At 69.5% G+C, this 18,214-nt stretch carries 17 protein-coding genes and 2 riboswitches; of the genes, 9 read left to right on the top strand and 8 right to left on the bottom strand.

All coding sequences use genetic code 11. The annotated features are described in order from the left end of the window. Positions 1-60 precede the first annotated feature (60 nt). The 6 genes from OHU74_RS25405 to OHU74_RS25380 all read right to left on the bottom strand — a co-directional run bounded on the left by OHU74_RS25405 (position 61) and on the right by OHU74_RS25380 (position 6,939). Positions 61-1,062, bottom strand: a complete 1,002-nt coding sequence (locus tag OHU74_RS25405; protein WP_371618016.1) for an ABC transporter permease — start codon at positions 1,060-1,062, stop codon at positions 61-63. A gap of 182 nt (positions 1,063-1,244) precedes the next feature. Then, positions 1,245-3,017 carry an ABC transporter substrate-binding protein gene (locus OHU74_RS25400; RefSeq protein WP_371618015.1) on the bottom strand — a complete coding sequence of 591 codons (1,773 nt, stop codon included), beginning with the start codon at positions 3,015-3,017 and terminating at the stop codon, positions 1,245-1,247. A 31-nt stretch (positions 3,018-3,048) separates the two neighbouring features. Beyond that, positions 3,049-4,041: an ABC transporter permease gene (locus OHU74_RS25395; protein WP_371618014.1), complete on the bottom strand. Its 993-nt coding sequence runs from the start codon at positions 4,039-4,041 to the stop codon at positions 3,049-3,051. A gap of 493 nt (positions 4,042-4,534) precedes the next feature. Next, positions 4,535-5,275: an enhanced serine sensitivity protein SseB C-terminal domain-containing protein gene (locus OHU74_RS25390; protein WP_371618013.1), complete on the bottom strand. Its 741-nt coding sequence runs from the start codon at positions 5,273-5,275 to the stop codon at positions 4,535-4,537. A 67-nt stretch (positions 5,276-5,342) separates the two neighbouring features. Then, positions 5,343-6,053, bottom strand: coding sequence for an enhanced serine sensitivity protein SseB (locus OHU74_RS25385; protein ID WP_371618012.1), 711 nt, complete (start codon positions 6,051-6,053; stop codon positions 5,343-5,345). Between the two features lie 172 nt (positions 6,054-6,225). Further along, positions 6,226-6,939 carry an AAA family ATPase gene (locus OHU74_RS25380; RefSeq protein WP_371619806.1) on the bottom strand — a complete coding sequence of 238 codons (714 nt, stop codon included), beginning with the start codon at positions 6,937-6,939 and terminating at the stop codon, positions 6,226-6,228. 185 nt (positions 6,940-7,124) lie between these two features. Further along, a riboswitch (glycine riboswitch) is annotated at positions 7,125-7,227 on the top strand. A gap of 184 nt (positions 7,228-7,411) precedes the next feature. Between OHU74_RS25380 and gcvT the strand changes: the two genes are divergently transcribed. From gcvT to OHU74_RS25355, 5 genes are all read left to right on the top strand, one after another. Further along, on the top strand, positions 7,412-8,527 hold the full coding sequence (gene gcvT, locus OHU74_RS25375) for a glycine cleavage system aminomethyltransferase GcvT (RefSeq protein ID WP_371618011.1): 1,116 nt from the start codon (positions 7,412-7,414) through the stop codon (positions 8,525-8,527). 181 nt (positions 8,528-8,708) lie between these two features. Beyond that, positions 8,709-9,092: a glycine cleavage system protein GcvH gene (gcvH, locus tag OHU74_RS25370; protein WP_371618010.1), complete on the top strand. Its 384-nt coding sequence runs from the start codon at positions 8,709-8,711 to the stop codon at positions 9,090-9,092. 15 nt (positions 9,093-9,107) lie between these two features. Further along, positions 9,108-10,364 (top strand): serine hydroxymethyltransferase, encoded by a 1,257-nt coding sequence (glyA, locus tag OHU74_RS25365; protein ID WP_266881241.1) that lies wholly within the window; start codon positions 9,108-9,110, stop codon positions 10,362-10,364. A 167-nt stretch (positions 10,365-10,531) separates the two neighbouring features. Continuing rightward, positions 10,532-12,190, top strand: a complete 1,659-nt coding sequence (locus OHU74_RS25360; protein WP_371618009.1) for an APC family permease — start codon at positions 10,532-10,534, stop codon at positions 12,188-12,190. 162 nt (positions 12,191-12,352) lie between these two features. Further along, positions 12,353-13,735: an L-serine ammonia-lyase gene (locus OHU74_RS25355; protein WP_371618008.1), complete on the top strand. Its 1,383-nt coding sequence runs from the start codon at positions 12,353-12,355 to the stop codon at positions 13,733-13,735. 84 nt (positions 13,736-13,819) lie between these two features. On the opposite strand, the gene OHU74_RS25350 is transcribed toward OHU74_RS25355, so the two are convergent. Then, complete coding sequence (locus tag OHU74_RS25350) at positions 13,820-14,848, bottom strand: DUF3710 domain-containing protein (protein ID WP_371618007.1); 1,029 nt, start codon at positions 14,846-14,848, stop codon at positions 13,820-13,822. Positions 14,849-15,161: 313 nt separating this feature from the next. Between OHU74_RS25350 and OHU74_RS25345 the strand changes: the two genes are divergently transcribed. Both OHU74_RS25345 and OHU74_RS25340 read left to right on the top strand, forming a co-directional pair. Next, positions 15,162-15,476, top strand: a complete 315-nt coding sequence (locus tag OHU74_RS25345) for a hypothetical protein (RefSeq protein ID WP_371618006.1) — start codon at positions 15,162-15,164, stop codon at positions 15,474-15,476. A gap of 218 nt (positions 15,477-15,694) precedes the next feature. Beyond that, the gene (locus OHU74_RS25340; protein WP_371618005.1) at positions 15,695-16,102 is read left to right on the top strand and encodes an SsgA family sporulation/cell division regulator; all 408 of its coding nucleotides are present in this window, start codon (positions 15,695-15,697) and stop codon (positions 16,100-16,102) included. 57 nt (positions 16,103-16,159) lie between these two features. Here OHU74_RS25340 and OHU74_RS25335 read toward each other — a convergent pair whose 3' ends face one another. Next, a complete protein-coding gene (locus tag OHU74_RS25335) occupies positions 16,160-16,861 on the bottom strand; it encodes a flavodoxin family protein (protein ID WP_371618004.1) in 702 nt (233 codons plus the stop codon). Positions 16,862-16,922: 61 nt separating this feature from the next. Continuing rightward, positions 16,923-17,141: riboswitch (cobalamin riboswitch) on the top strand. 28 nt (positions 17,142-17,169) lie between these two features. Here OHU74_RS25335 and OHU74_RS25330 point away from each other — a divergent pair. Together OHU74_RS25330 and OHU74_RS25325 are read left to right on the top strand one after the other, a co-directional pair. Continuing rightward, positions 17,170-17,868 carry an energy-coupling factor ABC transporter permease gene (locus OHU74_RS25330; protein ID WP_371618003.1) on the top strand — a complete coding sequence of 233 codons (699 nt, stop codon included), beginning with the start codon at positions 17,170-17,172 and terminating at the stop codon, positions 17,866-17,868. Continuing rightward, on the top strand, positions 17,868-18,212 hold the full coding sequence (locus OHU74_RS25325) for an energy-coupling factor ABC transporter substrate-binding protein (RefSeq protein ID WP_371618002.1): 345 nt from the start codon (positions 17,868-17,870) through the stop codon (positions 18,210-18,212). Before OHU74_RS25330 ends, OHU74_RS25325 begins: the two co-directional genes overlap by 1 nt. Positions 18,213-18,214 lie beyond the last annotated feature (2 nt).

Here is an 18,214-nt window from a genome sequence, read left to right as displayed (position 1 = left end):
GGCCGGCGGCAGGGGCGGTCGCGGATACCGCGTCGGCTTCGGTGGTGGTGTGGTTCTCGGTCACGTCAGCCTCACGCGCGGGTCGATGACGGCGTACAGCAGGTCCACGATCAGGTTGGCCATCACCACGAAGAGCGCGGCGAGCAGGGTGACACCCATGATGACCGGGAGGTCGCCCGCGCCGATGGCGGCGACGGCGGCCGTCCCCAGACCCTGGAAGTTGAAGGTCGTCTCGGTGAGCACCGCGCCGCCGAGGAGTCCGCCGAGGTCGAGGCCGAACATCGTGACGACCGGGGTGAGGGTGGAGCGCAGGGCGTGCTTGCGGATGACCACGCCCTCCTTGAGGCCCTTGGCGCGGGCGGTGCGGATGTAGTCCTCGCCGAGCACTTCCAGCATCGTGGCGCGGGTGATGCGGGCGTAGGTGGCGGCGAAGAGGAAGGCCAGGGTCACCCAGGGCAGGATCAGTGAGTTGAGCCAGGCCACCGGATCCTCGGTGAGCGGTTTGTAGTTGGAGACGTCCAGCCAGCCGAGGCTGTAGACGAAGATCGCGGGGGCCACCATGCCGGTGAAGAAGATCGGCAGGGAGACGCCGGCGAGCGCGCCGACCATCACGGTGCGGTCGACGGCGGTCCGGCGTCTGAGCGCGGAGATCACGCCGGTGGCCACACCCGCGATCACCCAGATCACGGCCGCCCCGAGGGCGAGCGAGAGGGTGACCGGCATGCGGTCGACCATGGTGTCCCAGACCGGGACCTCGGTCTTGAAGGAGTATCCGAAGCACGGCGCCGGGCAGTGTGTGATCTCTACGCCGGCGTCGTAGTCGCGGCCGGTGAAGATGCCCTTGATGAAGATCAGGTACTGCTCGGAGATGGGCTTGTCGAAGCCCATCTTGACCCGGATGCCCGCCAGGGCGGTCGCGTTGGTCTCGCGTCCGGCATACATGAGCGCCGGGTCGCTGCCGGTCAGCTTCGGGACCGCGAAGAAGATGCCGAAAGTGACCGCGGAGACCACCAGCAGCGTTGCGACGACGTTGAAAAGTCGCCGTATGAGGTAGACGAGCACTGCAGTCGGCCGCTCGGGCTGACGGCCGCCGCCCCTTGTGGGGACGACAGCCGCCGCCTGCGGCCTTCACCTGCCCTTCGGACTAGCGCATGTGCGGTGAAGGCGTAACCAGCTGTGTCTGACGAGCCGGGGGTCCGGGCCGCCCGAGTGATCGGGCGGCCCGGACCTTGCGGCGGCTCCGACTACTTCATGACGCCGATGGTGGCAAGGTCGATCTTGCCCATCGAGTCGTTGAAGTAGACGTTGGTCAGGCGCGGGTTGTGGTAGACGAAGGCCTTGTCGAAGTTGATCGGCAGGTAGAGGGCCTTCTCCATGATCTTCTGGTTGATCTGGGTGTAGAACGGCGCAGCGGCTTCCGGGGTGGCAGCGGCAGCGGCGGTCTTGAACAGCCCGTTGATCTCAGGGTCGTTGATCATGGTGTAGTTGTTGTTGCCGTTCGGCAGGATGAACGACCCGTCGACCAGCGGCTGCAGGAAGCCGGAGCCGGAGTTGTAGTCGGCACCCCAGCCCATCACGATGATGCCGTAGCCCTTGGTCTTCACGTTCTCCGGCGAACCGATGACGGAAGAGGAGAGCTTGCCGTCGTACTGGTCGATCGTGGCCTTGATGCCGACCTTGTCGAGGGCCGCCTGCAGGGACTCGGCGGTCTTGACCTCGGGGGCGCGGTTGTTGCGGACCGCGATGGTGGTGGTGAAGCCGTCGGGCTTGTTACAGGCCTTGAGGGCTTCCTTGGCCTTGTCGAGCTGCGGCTCGCCCTTGGTCAGGTTGTACGGGTCGTACTTCTTGTCCGCGCCGGGGATGCCGGGCGGCAGCATGTTCGCACCGAGGTCACCGCTGGTCGGGCCGCCTCGGGCCGTCTGCAGGGACTTGGGGTCGGCCGCGTAGATGACGGCCTTGCGGCACTCGATGTTGTCGAACGGGGCGACGGTCGTCGGGAAGGCGAAGTAGCGGATGTAGCCCGTGAACGGGTTGTCCGCGTTGGCCTTCAGCGCCTCGTCCTTGAGCGCCTTGTTCTTGCCGGCCGCCTGCATGCCCGTGCCGTCGACCGCGAGGTCGATGTCACCGGAGAGCAGACGCGCGTCCATGTCGTCCGGGTTGGTGGTCACCGTGAAGGAGACCGAGTCCGGCAGGCCCGTACGGATCGTGTCCGTCTTCGGGTCCCAGTTCTCGTTGCGGACGAAGGTCGCGCCCTTGCTCGCCGTGAACTCCGACACCTTGTAAGGACCGGTGGAGACCGGCTTGTTGGTGTAGGTGGCGCCCGTGTCCTTGCCGGCCGGGACCGGGGAGGAGGAGGGCATGGCCAGCAGGTACTTGAAGTCGGAGTTGGCGCTCGCCAGGTTGAAGACGATCGTCTTGTCGTCCGGCGTCTCGACGGACTTCAGACCCATCTTGTTGGGGTCGGTGTCCTTGTACGGGCCGGGGTACTTCTGGCCCTGGTCGAGGATGTCGATCAGGTACGTGGGACCACCGGACAGCACGTCCTGCGCGAAGACGCGCTCGATGCCGTACTTGAAGTCCTTCGAGGTGATCGGCGTGCCGTCCTCGAACTTCACGCCGTCCTTGATCTTGACGGTGTAGGTCTTGCCGTCGTTGCTCAGGACCGGGTCGGCCGCGGCGAGGTCCGGGACCAGCTTGGTGCCCGCCGCGCCAGGCTTGCTGTCGTACGCGAACAGCTGGCGTATGTAGAGGCGCTGCAGGTTCCAGACGAAGCCGTAGTAGGCGCGCGCCGGGTCGAGGTAGTCGACGTCCTGCGGGGACCAGAGCTTGAGCTCTCCGCCCTTGGTGGTCGACGGGTTGACGACCGCCGTGGTCGCGGCGTTGAAGCCGCTCGCGGCCGGCGCCTTGTCAGTGGGCTTCTTGTCGTCGGCCTTGGTGCACGCCACGGCCGACACCGACAGGGCAGCGACCACGGCGGTGATCGCGAGTGCCTGCTTTCTGCGGATCACGTTGTCCAACCTCCATAGGTGGGTGAATCGTTGAAGCGGTTCAGCTGCCCTTGGGGTCGAGTGCGTCACGCAGCCCGTCCCCAAAGAGGTTGAACGCCAGGACGGTGATGAAGATCGTCATACCGGGGACCACCATGTACATGGGGTCGTCCTGGTAGATGGGGACGGCGTCGGACAGCATCTTTCCCCAGGAGGCCGTGGGCGGCTTGACGCCGGCACCGAGGAAGCTGAGGGCCGCCTCCGTCAGGATGTTGGTCGGGATGATCAGCGTCGTGTAGACGAGGATCGGTGCGACCAGGTTCGGCAGCAGCTCCTTGATCAGGATGTAGCCGCGGCCGGCCCCGAGGCTGCGTGCCGCCTCGACGTACTCGCGTTCGCGCAGCGAGATCGTCTGGCCTCGGACGATGCGGCCGATGTACGGCCACCCGAAGAAGCCGATGACGACGACCAGCACGCCCATCCGGACGCCGGAACCGGTGAAGCCCCAGAGGGAGTTGGGGACCACGGAGACCAGCGAGATGGTGAAGAGCAGCTGCGGGAAGGCCAGCAGCAGGTCCATCGTGCGGCTGATGATGCCGTCGACCCAGCCGCCGAGGAAACCGGCCAGGGCGCCCAGCAGGCTGCCGAGGACGACCGAGACGAAGGCCGCGAGGAAGGCGACGACCAGGGAGATGCGCGCGCCGAAGACGATCCGGCTGAACACGTCGCGCCCGTTGGTCGGCTCGACGCCCAGCAGGTAGTCGGGGCTGATGCCGCCGAACGAACCCAGCGGGGTGCCGAATTCCGGGTCGAGCAGATCTTCGTGGAACTCGTTGGGCGGGTGGCCCAGCAGGCTCACGATCAGCGGGGCGAAGACCGCCACCAGGATCAGGAAGATCACGATCACGCCGCCCGTCAGCGCGACCTTGTCGCGCTTGAGCCGCATCCATGCGATGCGGCCGGGCGAGCGGCCTTCGATGGCCTTGGCTGGGACGTCGGCTACGGACACGGGTGCGGGTGTCTCCGCGCTCGTGTCATGCAGTGGTGCCGTCATCGTGGTGGGGACCCCTCTCGGCCGACGGGTGGGCCGGCCCATGCCCGCCGCTGTAGCGGCGTTGGTGCGGAGTGGCGCTCGGAGTGCGGTGTGCGGTGTGCGGTGTGCCCAGCAGCGCGGCACTGGCAGTACAGGCGTTGCTGGTGGTGCACGTGGTGCTGTGCGAAACGACAAAGGAATTTCACGTGGCGAACCAGCCGTTGGAGGACTGACCCGCTCTTGGGTGGGGAGTCTTCATCGGGCGCTCGATCAGCCGCCAGACCCGCAGGTGAATGGATGCGCAACCGTGATGTGAGGGTCGAGTTCCCGTTATCCGGACTTCGCTGCCACCTCAGCGGAGCAAGACAGTCTGTTCGGTACGGAATCGGACATGGCGCCCAACTCGGCGTACTACCATGCCTATTGGGCGTACATCAGGGTCGAAATCAGGACAACGCAAAGGCCGCGCGGAACGACTGTTCCGTGCGGCCTCAGGTGGCTTGATACCGATGTCTCAGTAGGCGGGCGCCTGGCCCTCGCGATCGTAGAACGGCCGGGTGCGGGCGCGCAGCCACATCGCGACGGGGTCGTGCTCGTCGGCGAGCGCGACCGTGCACACGGGCACGCCCTCGGGGACCACGCCGACCGACTGGCGCATCATTTCCCGTACGGACTCCAGCGCGTGCGCGGAGGCGTCGTACAGGTCGAGCCCCACGGCGAGGTACGGGGACCCGAGCGCGGGCTGCACCCAGGCGCGGCGCAGCGAGCGCACGGCGGGCGTGCGGTGCGCGTGCTGCGTGAGCAGCCCGTAGAACTGCGGGAGCTCGATGGCGGGCTCGGACAGCCGCAGCGGCCCGGCGGGCATCCGCTCCAGGCCGGTGGCGATCCGCCGCAGGTCGGCCCAGGGAATGCCGACGCCGCCGCCCTGGGCGTGCGGGTTGAGCCACAGCCCCCAGCGGTCCGGGTAGAGGGCGCGGGCGATGTCCCGGCCGGTGACCACCTCGTAGCCGCGGTTCCAGCCGCTGGCGACCAGCTCCTGCGGGGAGGTCACGCAGGGCGCGTACCCGAGGTTCTCGACCTCCATGCCGCCGTACTGGGCGTCCGGGGAGCCGGGCTGCCCTTGCCAGAGCAGCATCCACAGCCGGCCCTCGGCGAGGGCGTGCAGGAGTGACTCGTAGCTCTCATAGCGCCCGGGAGTCACCTGGCGCAGCATGTGCTCGACCTGCCCGACCGCGGCCGTGCCTGACGCACTCACCCGGTACCCCTCTTCGTCTCTTCGTCCGCCCGTCGCCCACGCGTGTCCGTCACCAGCTTAAGCGTGCCTACAGCAGGTGGAAGGGGCGTACGCGCGTAACGATGAAGTCGACGACCGGGTCTTCGACGCCGTCCAGGAGGATCAACTGCACAGGCCAGGGGGCCGGTACCCGGGCCAGCGCGCGCCCCAGGGCTTCCATCGGGGCATCCCGCATGGCGGGATCCCATCCCACCAGTCGGACACCGATGTACAGCTGCGGGGCCCCGCCCTCGACGCTGGCGAGGCAGCGGTGGGCGGCCGCGACGGCTCCGGTCGCCCGGAACTCCTCCGCGGCGGCGGCCAGGAACTCCACCGGGTCCTCCTGCCAGTCGGGCTCGAAGAGCCGGACCCGGCCGCCGGTGGCGGGGCCGTCGAGCGGGCTGCGGCCCATCCGGCAGAGCTCCGCGACGGCGGGCGGGGGCAGCGGGGCGCCGACGGCCCCCTCGGGGTTGAGCGCGATGCCCAGCTGCGGGGGCAGGCCCCGGGCGAAGTCCACGGCGGGGGCGACGGCGAAGTCCATGCCGGGGCCGGCGCAGGCACGGAACTGCTCCTCGGAGGTGTAGACGGGCACGTACGCGGCGCCGTTGATCTCCATGGTCGGCAGGTCCAGGCTCTGCACGCCCCCGGGCAGCGGGATCCACACCTGGCTGCGCCCGAGCACTTCGAGGATCCGCCCGCCGGCCTCCGCCTGCCCCAGCGCCGCCCCGAGCACCTGCTCCAGCTCGTTACCCGGCCACATGTACGCCTCCGCTTGCTTGCCCTTGTTCCGCCCCGAGGTTAACGGGCGGAACCGGGCCGTCCGCCGGGGCGGGAGCCGTAGTGGCGCGGCTCACTGAAGGGCCGGTCCGGCCGGCGGCACGCTCTGGGGGTGTCTGGCGGATCGAGGCCGGGCCCGGGTCGGCTGGCACCCCCTAGCCGCACGGCCGGTGGAAGCCGATCGCCGTCAGGCGGGAGGCCGCCGGGCGGTCCAGGAGGATCACCGAGGCGCAGCCGGCCGGCGGACGGCCCGACTCCGCCTCGCGCAGCAGCCGGGCCACCGCGCCCCGGTGCCGGGCGAAGGCGTACGCCGACACGCCCCGGCCCCGCGCGGCCTGCCCGGCCCGGGCCTCCTCGGGGGTGGTGTCCAGGAGCACCAGGTGCAGGGCGCGGCCCCGGCGCCGGGCGGCCCGGGCGAGGAGGCTGCGCACCCAGCTCTGCGTACCGCAGTCGTGGACCACGGCCGAGGCGCCGGAGCGGAGCACCCGCCACAGTCCCCAGTAGTGGGCTATCCGGACCGCGGGCCGGTAGACGGCGTAGGGCAGCGCGGCCGGCATCCGGCGCTCCCACCGCTCGCGCGTGTCCTGGGAGTCGATGCCGCCGCCTTCGGCGGCCCGCTTGAGCAGGGTGGTCTTGCCGCCGCCGGGCAGTCCGGAGACGACCACGATGTCCCCCTCGGCGAAGCGCAGCCGCCCGGGGGCCGCCGAGCCGGTCGCGGTCCGGGCGGCGCGCAGGTCCCGTACCCTGCCCGGCGCGCCGGCCCGTACGACGCTCCGCTGCGTCGGCACCCCGGGGGCCGCGGCCTCGCCGGCGCCCGTCCCCCTGCCCGCACCCCTGCCCGCGCCCGTCTCCGTACTCGCCGCCGCCAGTGCTCCGAATCTCCGCACAGTGATCGCCTCCCCCGCATCGGGTCACGAGGACCCTTCCCCCTGAATGTAAAGAGACGGTAATCCGGGGCCACCGGTTCCGCTCCGCTTCCGGACCCCCTCCCCCATTCGGCCGCACGCCGTGCAATGATGTGCGCCATCTGGACACCAACTGCATACCGGCCGCTTGAATCCACGCGGGAGAGTTCCGACCGGCCGAAAGGCCGTGGCGGACGCCGAAGGAGCAAGTACCTCCCTTGAATCTCTCAGGCCCCGTACCGCGTGGATGAGGCAGATCTGAAAAGCGAGCCGCGCCACCGCCCGTGAGGGCACCGGCGTCGGCTCCACCCAAGGTGCAAGTCGAAGACCTTCCCCTGGAAGCGGGGAACTCTCGGCGAACCTCTCAGGTTCCGATGACAGATGGGGAGGAACTCCTCCTCGTCATGTCATGCCCTGGGACCCGGGAGCCACACCCATGAGCACTGCCCCCCGCCTGACCGCCCTCGATGCGCTGCACCGTGAGCTCGGTGCGACCATGACCGACTTCGCGGGCTGGGACATGCCCCTGCGGTACGCCAGCGAGCGCGACGAGCACAACGCCGTCCGCACCAAGGCCGGTCTGTTCGACCTCTCCCACATGGGCGAGATCACCCTGACCGGCCCCGAGGCCGTCAAGGTCCTGGACTACGCGCTGGTCGGCAACATCTCCACCGTCGGCGTCGGCCGCGCCCGCTACACGCACATCTGCCAGGAAGACGGCGGCATCCTCGACGACCTGATCGTCTACCGCCTGGGCGAGACCGAGTACATGGTCGTCGCCAACGCCTCCAACGCCCAGGTCGTCCTCGACGCGATCACCGAGCGCGCCGCCGGCTTCGACGCCGAGGTCCGTGACGACCGTGACGCGTACGCGCTGCTCGCGGTCCAGGGCCCCGAGTCCCCCGGCATCCTCGCCTCCCTCACCGACGCCGACCTGGACGGGCTGAAGTACTACGCCGGCCTGCCGGGCACGGTCGCCGGGGTGCCCGCGCTGATCGCGCGTACGGGCTACACCGGCGAGGACGGCTTCGAGCTGTTCGTCGCCCCCCAGCACGCCGTGGAGCTGTGGCAGGCGCTGACCAAGGCGGGCGAGGGCGTCGGCCTGGTCCCGGCCGGTCTGTCCTGCCGCGACACGCTGCGCCTGGAGGCGGGCATGCCGCTGTACGGGCACGAGCTGACCACCTCCCTCACCCCGTTCGACGCGGGGCTGGGCCGGGTCGTGAAGTTCGAGAAGGAGGGCGAGTTCGTCGGCCGCGCCGCCCTGGAGGCCGCCGCCGAGCGGGCCGCCTCCAACCCGCCGCGCAAGCTGGTCGGCCTGATCGCCGAGGGCCGCCGCGTCCCGCGCGCCGGCTTCTCCGTCACCTTCGACGGCCAGGTCGTCGGCGAGGTCACCTCGGGCGCCCCGTCCCCGACGCTGGGCAAGCCGATCGCGATGGCCTACGTGGACGCGGCGCACGCCGCGCCCGGCACCTCCGGCGTCGGCGTGGACATTCGCGGTACGCATGAGGCGTACGAGGTCGTGGCCCTGCCGTTCTACAAGCGGCAGAAGTAACCCTTCGACGGACTCCGGCCGTACGGGTCGCCCGCGCGGCTTCCCGTAGGGGCGCACGCCCGCGTACGCACGCCCGCGCACCGTCCCGGTCCGTCCCCGGCCCGTTCCGGTCCGTCTCGGTCCGTCTCGGCACGCAAGACCACTGTTCGATCCACTCCCCCGCATCCAGGAGAATCAGGTCATGAGCAACCCCCAGCAGCTGCGTTACAGCAAGGAGCACGAGTGGCTGTCGGGCGCCGAGGACGGCGTCTCGACGGTCGGCATCACGGAGTTCGCGGCCAACGCGCTCGGTGACGTCGTCTACGCCCAGCTTCCCGAGGTCGGCGACACGGTGACCGCAGGCGAGACCTGTGGCGAGCTGGAGTCGACCAAGTCGGTCAGCGACCTGTACTCCCCCGTCACCGGTGAGGTCGTCGAGGCCAACCAGGACGTCGTCGAAGACCCGGCGCTCGTCAACACCGCCGCCTTCGAGGGTGGCTGGCTGTTCAAGGTGCGCATCACGGAGGAGCCGGCCGACCTGCTCTCCGCCGAGGAGTACGCCGCGCTCACCCACTCCGACAACTGACCTCAGGGGATCTTGATGTCCGTACTGAACACCCCTCTCCATGAGCTCGACCCCGACGTCGCCGCCGCCGTCGACGCCGAGCTCGTGCGCCAGCAGTCGACCCTGGAAATGATCGCGTCGGAGAACTTCGCTCCGGTCGCCGTCATGGAGGCCCAGGGCTCGGTCCTGACCAACAAGTACGCCGAGGGCTACCCGGGCCGCCGCTACTACGGCGGCTGCGAGCACGTGGACGTCGTCGAGCAGATCGCGATCGACCGCATCAAGGCGCTGTTCGGTGCCGAGGCCGCGAACGTGCAGCCCCACTCGGGCGCCCAGGCCAACGCGGCGGCGATGTTCGCGCTGATCAAGCCGGGCGACACGATCATGGGCCTGAACCTGGCCCACGGCGGTCACCTGACCCACGGCATGAAGATCAACTTCTCGGGCAAGCTCTACAACGTGGTCCCGTACCACGTCGACGAGACCGGCGAGGTCGACATGGCCGAGGTCGAGCGCCTCGCCAAGGAGTCCAAGCCGCAGCTGATCGTCGCGGGCTGGTCCGCCTACCCGCGCCAGCTGGACTTCGCCGCCTTCCGCCGCATCGCGGACGAGGTCGGCGCGTACCTGATGGTCGACATGGCGCACTTCGCCGGCCTGGTCGCCGCGGGTCTGCACCCGAACCCGGTGCCGCACGCCCACGTCGTCACCACCACCACGCACAAGACCCTCGGCGGTCCGCGCGGCGGTGTCATCCTGTCGACGCAGGAGCTGGCCAAGAAGATCAACTCCGCGGTCTTCCCCGGCCAGCAGGGCGGCCCGCTGGAGCACGTGATCGCGGCCAAGGCCGTCTCCTTCCTCGTGGCGGCCTCGCCCGAGTTCAAGGAGCGCCAGGAGCGCACCCTGGAGGGCGCGAAGATCCTCGCCGCCCGTCTGGTCCAGGACGACGTCAAGGCCGTGGGCGTGGACGTCCTCACCGGCGGCACCGACGTGCACCTGGTCCTGGTCGACCTGCGCAACTCCGAGCTGGACGGTCAGCAGGCCGAGGACCGCCTCCACGAGGTCGGCATCACGGTCAACCGCAACGCCATCCCGAACGACCCGCGGCCGCCGATGGTCACCTCGGGTCTGCGGATCGGTACGCCGGCGCTGGCCACCCGCGGTTTCGACGCCGAGGCCTTCACCGAGGTCGCCGAGATCATCGCGCAGGCGCTCAAGCCCGCCTACGACGCTGACGACCTGAAGGCGCGCGTCTCGGCGCTCGCCGCGAAGTTCCCGCTGTACCCGACGCTCTAGGCGCCGGCTCGAGGGGGCCCGGTCTTGTTTTGCACAGGGCCGGGCCCTTCTCATGACCAAAGCCCCAGGCGGATGCGGCCCATTGCCACTGAATCGGCCAAAAAATGGCAAATAGGCTCTGGATAAAGGCATGACCCGCACCCCTGGCAGGACGGACACCACACCTCATGGACATGAGCGCGGCCAATAAGAAGGGACTCAGTCTCTTCGCCCTGATCATGATCGGGCTCGGCTCGATCTTCGGCTCGGGCTGGCTCTTCGGAGCGGGCCAGGCGGCCGCGGTCGCCGGTCCGGCGGCCATCATCGCCTGGGTCATCGGCGCCGTCTTCATCGGCATGATCGCCATGTCGTACGCGGAGGTGGGCGCGGCCTACCCGCTGCCCGGCTCGATGGCCCGCTTCGGCACCATCTCGCACGGGCCGGTGCTGGGCTTCATCACCGGCTGGGCGGTCTGGATCGCCATCGCCGCGCTGATCCCGATCGAGTCGATCGCCGGTACGCAGTACATGTCCTCCTGGAACTTCGGCTGGGCCAAGGGCCTGGTGGAGAACGGCGGCCTGACCACCTCCGGCATGGCCATGGCCCTCTTCCTGACCGTGGCGCTGTGGCTGGCCTGCTACTGGTCGGTGGCCCTGCTCGCCAAGGCGAACAACCTGCTCACCCTGGTCAAGTTCGCCATCCCGGTGCTCGCCGTCATCGCCCTGATCGCCTCCGGCTTCCACACCGGCAACTTCACCGACCACGGCGGCTTCGCGCCCAACGGCTGGTCCGCGGTCATGACCGCCGTCACCACCTCCGGCGTGGTCTTCGCCTTCAACGGCTTCCAGGCCGTCGTCAACCTCGGCGGCGCCGCCAAGAACCCCGGCCGCGCCATTCCGCTGGCCCTGGTCGGCGCGCTCTCGCTCGGCCTGGTCATCTACCTGGCCCTGCAGATCGCCTTCATCGGCGGTGTCCCGCCGGAGAAGCTGGCCGAGGCCGGCGGCTGGAGCGGGATCAACTTCTCCTCGCCGTTCGCCGACCTGGCCAAGATGCTGATGCTGCACTGGGTCGTCACGATGCTCCAGTTCGGCGCCTTCATCTCCCCGTCCGGAGCCAACATCGGCAATGTCGCCTCGGCCTCGTACATGGCCCAGAACCTCGCCGACACCGGCTTCTTCCCGAAGAAGATCCGCGAGGTGCACCCCAAGTACGGCACCGCCCGTCCCGCGATGTGGCTCAACCTCGGCTTCTCGATCCTGCTCCTGGTCACCGTCGGTCACAGCTGGGAGGCCCTGGCCAGCGTGGTCTCCGCCGCGATGGTGGTCTCGTACCTGATCGGCCCGATCGCGGTCGGCGTCTTCCGCAGGACCAAGCCCGAGCTGCCGCGCCCCTTCCGGCTCCCGGCGGCCAAGATCCTCTGCCCGATCACCTTCGCCTTCGCCGCCTGCGCCCTGTACTGGTCCAAGTGGCCCGACACCGGCAAGGTCGTGCTGCTCACCCTGGTCGCCGCCCCGATCGCGGCCGTGGTGCTCAAGCGCAAGGGCGAGAAGAACCTGGCCAAGCAGTTCGCCCCGGCCTGGTGGATGATCGCCTTCCTGCTGTGGCTGGGCACGCTGTCGGCGCTCGGCAGCAAGGAATTCGGCGGCCACGGGGTCATCCCCGGCGGCGTGGACATCGCCATCGTGGGCCTCTCGGCCCTGGGCTTCTACTTCTGGGCCGTACGGTCCGGCGTCAAGGCCCACTACGCGGGCCTGCCGGGCCCCGACCCGGTCCTGGACGCCGCCGACGCCCCCGCCGGGGAGTCCGACACGGCCGACGCACCGGAGCGCGAGCTGACCCACGCCTGAGCATCCCCCTCCCGACCCGTCCGGCGGCCGAGCTGTTCATCTCACCGCGTTAAGCTCGGCTGCCGGACAAAATCCGCAGATCGCCCCGATCAACCCCTCTCCACCCCGTTCCACCCTCCTGCCCCGCTTCCCACCCACGAGCAGACATAGGAGTCCGCAACCGTGGCCATCTCCGTCTTCGATCTCTTCTCGATCGGCATCGGTCCCTCCTCCTCCCACACCGTCGGCCCGATGCGTGCCGCACGCATGTTCGTGACCCGGCTCAAGAAGGATGGTTTCCTCGCCCAGACCGCCTCCGTGCGCGCCGAGCTCTTCGGCTCGCTGGGTGCCACCGGCCACGGCCACGGCACCCCCAAGGCGGTCATGCTGGGCCTGGAAGGCCACTCCCCCCGCACCGTGAACGTGGAGACCGCCGACGACGAGGTCGAGCGCATCCGCAAGACGGGCCGCCTGCGGCTGCTGGGCACGGAAATAGGCGATGTGCACGAGATCGCCTTCGACGAGCCGAACCAGCTGATCCTGCACCGGCGCAGGTCCCTCCCGTACCACGCGAACGGCATGACCCTCTTCGCGTACGACGCCACGGGCAACCCGCTCCTCGAGAAGACCTACTACTCGGTGGGCGGCGGGTTCGTCGTGGACGAGGACGCGGTCGGCGAGGACCGGATCAAGCTCGACGACACCCCGCTGAAGTACCCCTTCCGCAGCGGCGACGAGATGCTCCGCCTCGCGAACGAGACCGGCCTGTCGATCTCCTCGATGATGCTGGAGAACGAGAAGGCCTGGCGCACCGAGGACGAGATCCGCGAGGGCCTCCTGGAGATCTGGCGCGTCATGCAGGCCTGTGTCGCGCGCGGCATGTCCCGCGAGGGCATCCTGCCAGGCGGTCTGCGGGTCAAGCGGCGCGCCGCGGGCACCGCCCGCCAGCTGCGCGCCGAGGGCGACCCGCAGGCGCACGCCATGGAGTGGGCGACGCTGTACGCGATGGCCGTCAACGAGGAGAACGCGGCGGGCGGCCGGGTCGTCACCGCCCCCACCAACGGCGCCGCGGGCATCATCCCGGCGGTCCTGCACTACTACATGAACTTCGTGCCGGGCGCGGACGAGGACGGCGTGGTCCGCTTCCTCCTCTCGGCGGGCGCCATCGGCATGCTGTTCAAGGAGAACGCCTCGATCTCCGGCGCCGAGGTCGGCTGCCAGGGCGAGGTCGGCTCGGCCTGCTCGATGGCGGCCGGAGCCCTCGCCGAGGTCCTGGGCGGCACCCCGGAGCAGGTCGAGAACGCGGCCGAGATCGGCATGGAGCACAACCTCGGCCTCACCTGCGACCCGGTCGGCGGCCTCGTCCAGATCCCCTGCATCGAACGCAACGGCATGGCGGCGGTCAAGGCCGTCACGGCGGCCAAGATGGCCATGCGCGGCGACGGCACCCACAAGGTCTCCCTCGACAAGGTCATCAAGACCATGAAGGAGACCGGCGCCGACATGAAGGTCAAGTACAAGGAAACCGCCCGCGGCGGCCTGGCGGTCAACGTCATCGAATGCTGACGCTCGCCGCACACTCCCGCTGAACCCCGATGGGGCGTGACTCCTCGAGTCACGCCCCATCGGGCTGTCCGCGTTCGGCGACGTTCACTCGGGCTTACGCAGGAGGATGACCCGCCCCGGATCGGGCGGCGCGAGGGGAGCGTAAATGGTGGGTGAGACGGAAACGGCAGGGTTGGGCGGCGCGAAGCCAGGAACCACCACCACGCTCTCGAAGCAGGAGTACGCCCAGTCGTCACGACTCTCCGGGAGTGCCACCTCCCCGCTCACCACCCCCCTCAGCAGCCACCCCGGACCGTCGCATCCGAGGAACCGGATCGTCATCGAATCCCGCCCCTGGGCATTGCTCACGACGGGCACCACCGCTCTGAGCTCGACGCCGGCCCGCCCGGACCACTGCTCGACCTCACCACCGCGGCCCCGTATGTCCGCCTCGAGCCGGGTACGGACCTGCTCCCACTCCGGCTCACCGGACGTGCGGAACGCCTGAAGCTGCACGCTTGCGGTCCTGTCACGGACGAGGACCGCTTCGACGTACACGGCACCGGATGGCAGAGCGTTGAGCTCGAACCTCGTCACGGCCCTGCGCGGGACCCTCAACCCGCCGAGATCCAGCAGATCAAGGGCTTGCCATCCCTCCTCACTCACGTCCCACGGCCCGACGTCGACCCCGCGGTACGGCGGCCGCAGCCAGTCCCCGGTCCGCAGCGTTTCCTCGTTCATCGACAACGCCAACTCCATGAGTTCCGCCACTTCTTCGTCCGTCAGCGCCTCCTCGGCAATGACGCAAGCCAGTAGGGCGAGCACTCGCTCGAAGGTCAACGTTCCGTTCTCCCGGGCGATGCGGGCCGCCGAGAGATTGCCGCGCAGCACTTCCAGCAGGCCGGCGACCTCATCACGGGACAGCCCGGAGGCCGCCCCGGACAACGGCTGCGGATCCGTGCGGCCGTCCTCCCAGCGAAGGGCGACCAAAGCCTTGAGGCCGAGGAGGAGAACCCATGCCGGAGTGGCCTGCCCCCAATCCCCCCACCCGGCACGCTCCAACGAGCCCGGCGACAGCCGGCCGTCACGGGTGAACTCTCCCAAGACGGCACGAGCTTCACGGTCCACGCCCATACAGCCCCCCCCTCGGCAACTGCAAGGTTCGCCACCCGATCACGCCGACCGCGGCAGCCGCTTCCATGATGCCCACGTGTCGGCCTGCTGCTGGCCCGTTGGGCGGGTTACGCAAGTAACTGCGTTCGAAATTGAGGGGGATATGAGGTTTGGGCGGGAGTTGATCACGCTTGAGGGGGAACAAGGCGGTCTGGGCTGGTTTCTTGATGATCAACTGCGCAAGGGTGGGGGTGCGACGTCGCGTCCATACCCCCGGCGGTTCGGCCAACCGTCTTGGACCACAGCCCTTTTGCTTAACTGGAGGACTTCAATCATGGCAACCACCCGCAGCATCCGCGTGATGGCGGCTGTCGCATCGCTCCCCTTCGCCTTCGCGCTGCTTTCCGGCGTCGCGCAGGCCGACAACGGGGCCGGTGCGGCCGGGACCGCGTCGAACGCGGCTCTCGCCGGCATCCTCGGCAGCGGCGTAGGCGGCAGCAACCTCGGCAACTCCTCCACCGCTCAGCAGGTCGCCTCCGGCTTCGGTGCGTCCAACCAGAACAACGGCGCCCAGTCCAACGGTTCGGGCTTCACCGCGATCGGGCAGTCCAACTCGCACGAGTCCTTCATCTACAACCCCCTGCCGTAGGGCGTAGTGGTGCGTAGTCGTGCGTAGCGCCTGTCGGGCGTGACGGAGCCCGCCCCCTTCCCCGGGGGCGGGCTTCGTCGCGTTCTTGTCACGTTCGGGAGAAAAAAGGCCGAGGGGCCCTCCCGGATGGGACCTTTGCCCCGCGGAGGGGGCCCGGGGGTGGACTAACTTGCCCGAGTGGGTGTGTTTTCCCCACCCCTGAGAGAGAGGCGGCCCCCATGACCGGCACAGAACACCGTGTCCTCCCGCTCCAGCTGGAGGCCTCCCCCTCTCCGATTCCGATGCGGGGCGTCTTCGTGTACCGCTCCGACCGGCCCTACGAGGTCTCCCTCGACTTCGAGGGCGCCGGGCTCCACCTCGCGCACTGGGTGTTCTCGCGGGAGCTGCTCCTCGACGGCCAGGTCTGCGCCACCGGGGAGGGCGACATCCAGGTGTGGCCGCGTTGGCAGGGCACCGAGCCGCGGGTCTACCTCGCCTTCAGCAACGGCAGCCAGGGCTGTGTGGTGTCCGCCCGCTCGAAGGACCTGCGCGAGCTGTGCCGGCGGATGACCTTGATGGTCCCGCGCGGCCAGGAGCACCGCCACTACGACCTCGACGCCGAGCTGGACGCCCTGCTCCCCCGGTGAGGTGACGGAGCCGGGGAACCGGGGAGCCGGGGAACCAGGGAGCCGGAGAGCCGGGGATCAGCGGTGCTCGGGGTTGGGGAAGTCGAAGCGGCAGCCGGCGTCCCACTGCGATCGCTGGTTGCCGTGGGCGGGGATCCCGCCGTTGCGCTTGAGCAGGGCCGCCAGGTGCATGAGGTTCCAGCTCATGAAGGCCGTGTTCCGGTTGGTGAAGTCGTTTTCCGGGCCGCCGGAGCCGGGGTCCAGGTACGAGGGTCCGGGCCCGGCCTCCCCGATCCATCCGGCGTCGGCCTGCGGCGGGATCGCGTAGCCGAGGTGCTGGAGGCTGTAGAGGATGTTCATGGCGCAGTGTTTGACGCCGTCCTCGTTGCCGGTGATCAGTGCCCCGCCGACGCGCCCGTAGTAGGCGTACTGGCCCTGTTCGTTCAGGATCGAGGAGCAGGCGTAGAGCCGCTCGATGACCTGCTTCATCACCGAGCTGTTGTCCCCGAGCCAGATCGGGCCGCACAGCACGAGGATGTCGGCGTCCATGATCTGGCTGTAGAGCACCGGCCACTGGTCCTCCTCCCAGCCGTGCTCGGTCATGTCCGGCCAGACGCCCGTGGCGATGTCGTGGTCGACGGCCCGGATGAGCGAGGTGCGGGCGCCGGCCGCCTCCATCACGGCGCGGCTCCTGGCGATCAGGCCCTCGGTGTTACTGGGCTCGGGTGACCGCTTGAGCGTGCAGTTCACGTACACGGCGGTGAGGTCGGAGTAGTCCACTCCCCCACCCTCGGCGGCGCCGGACGCGGCCGCCACCGGGCCTCGCCCGTACGGGTTCCGGTTTGTTACCGGTCCGCGCGGCCGACTAGGGTCAATGGGCCTTGGTGTTCGGGAAACCGGTGAGAAACCGGTGCGGCCCTCGCCACTGTGATCGGGAAGTCCGGCTCCACTCCTGCGGGAAAGCCACTGGGCTGCGCGGGAGGTTCCGCGCTGCCCGGGAAGGCGGGGCCAGGACGTCAACCCGTGAGCCAGGAGACCGGCCGGGGCGCGTTGTCCATCCACGAGGTGCTGGAGAGGTCTCCCCACTCATGCATATAGCCGAGGGCTTTCTGCCCCCCTTGCACGCGGCCGCCTGGGGCGCCGCGTCCGCTCCCTTCGTCGTCCACGGCGTCCGCTCGCTGACCCGCGAGGTGAAGGCCAACCCGGAGAGCACCCTGCTGCTCGGCGCGGCCGGAGCGTTCACCTTCGTCCTGTCCGCCCTGAAGATCCCCTCGGTCACGGGAAGTTGCTCGCACCCCACCGGAACGGGGCTCGGGGCGATCCTGTTCCGGCCGCCGATCATGGCGGTGCTCGGCACCATCACCCTGCTCTTCCAGGCCCTGCTGCTGGCCCACGGCGGCCTCACCACCCTCGGCGCCAACGTCTTCTCGATGGCCATCGCCGGACCGTGGGCGGGCTACGCCGTCTACCGGCTGCTGCGCGGCTTCGGCCTCCCGCTGATGGTGACCGTCTTCTTCGGTGCCTTCTTCGCGGACCTGGTCACCTACTGCGTGACCAGCGTGCAGCTCGCCCTGGCCTTCCCCGACCCGGCCTCCGGTTTCCTGGGCGCGCTCGCGAAGTTCGGCGGGATCTTCGCCGTCACGCAGGTGCCGCTGGCCGTGAGCGAGGGGCTGCTGACCGTCCTCGTGATGCGGCTGCTGATGGCGTCGAGCAAGTCGGACCTGGTCCGGCTCGGTGTCGCCAAACTGACCTCCGGACGTACCGAGAAGCAGGAGGCGGCAGCCTGATGAGCAGGAACGCGAAGATCAACACCCTGCTGCTGCTCCTGGTGGCCGCGCTCGCCGTGCTCCCGATCGCGCTCGGCCTCGGCGAGGGCAAGGAGGAGCCCTTCACGGGCGCCGACGCGCAGGCCGAGGCGGCCATCACCGAGCTCGAGCCGGGCTACGAGCCGTGGTTCTCCCCGCTGTACGAACCCCCGTCCGGGGAGGTGGAGTCGGCGCTGTTCGCCCTGCAGGCGGCGCTGGGCGCGGGCGTGCTCGCGTACTACTTCGGCGTCCGCAAGGGCCGCCGCCAGGGCCTCGCCCAGGCCGCCGCCGGTGCCACCGCCGGTACCGCCACCCCGGAGTCGTAGCC

This window comes from Streptomyces sp. NBC_00454, from assembly GCF_041434015.1.
Taxonomy (GTDB): domain Bacteria; phylum Actinomycetota; class Actinomycetes; order Streptomycetales; family Streptomycetaceae; genus Streptomyces.
The sequence above is the reverse complement of the archived record's forward strand: the minus strand, read 5'-3'. Positions and strand labels throughout refer to the sequence as shown.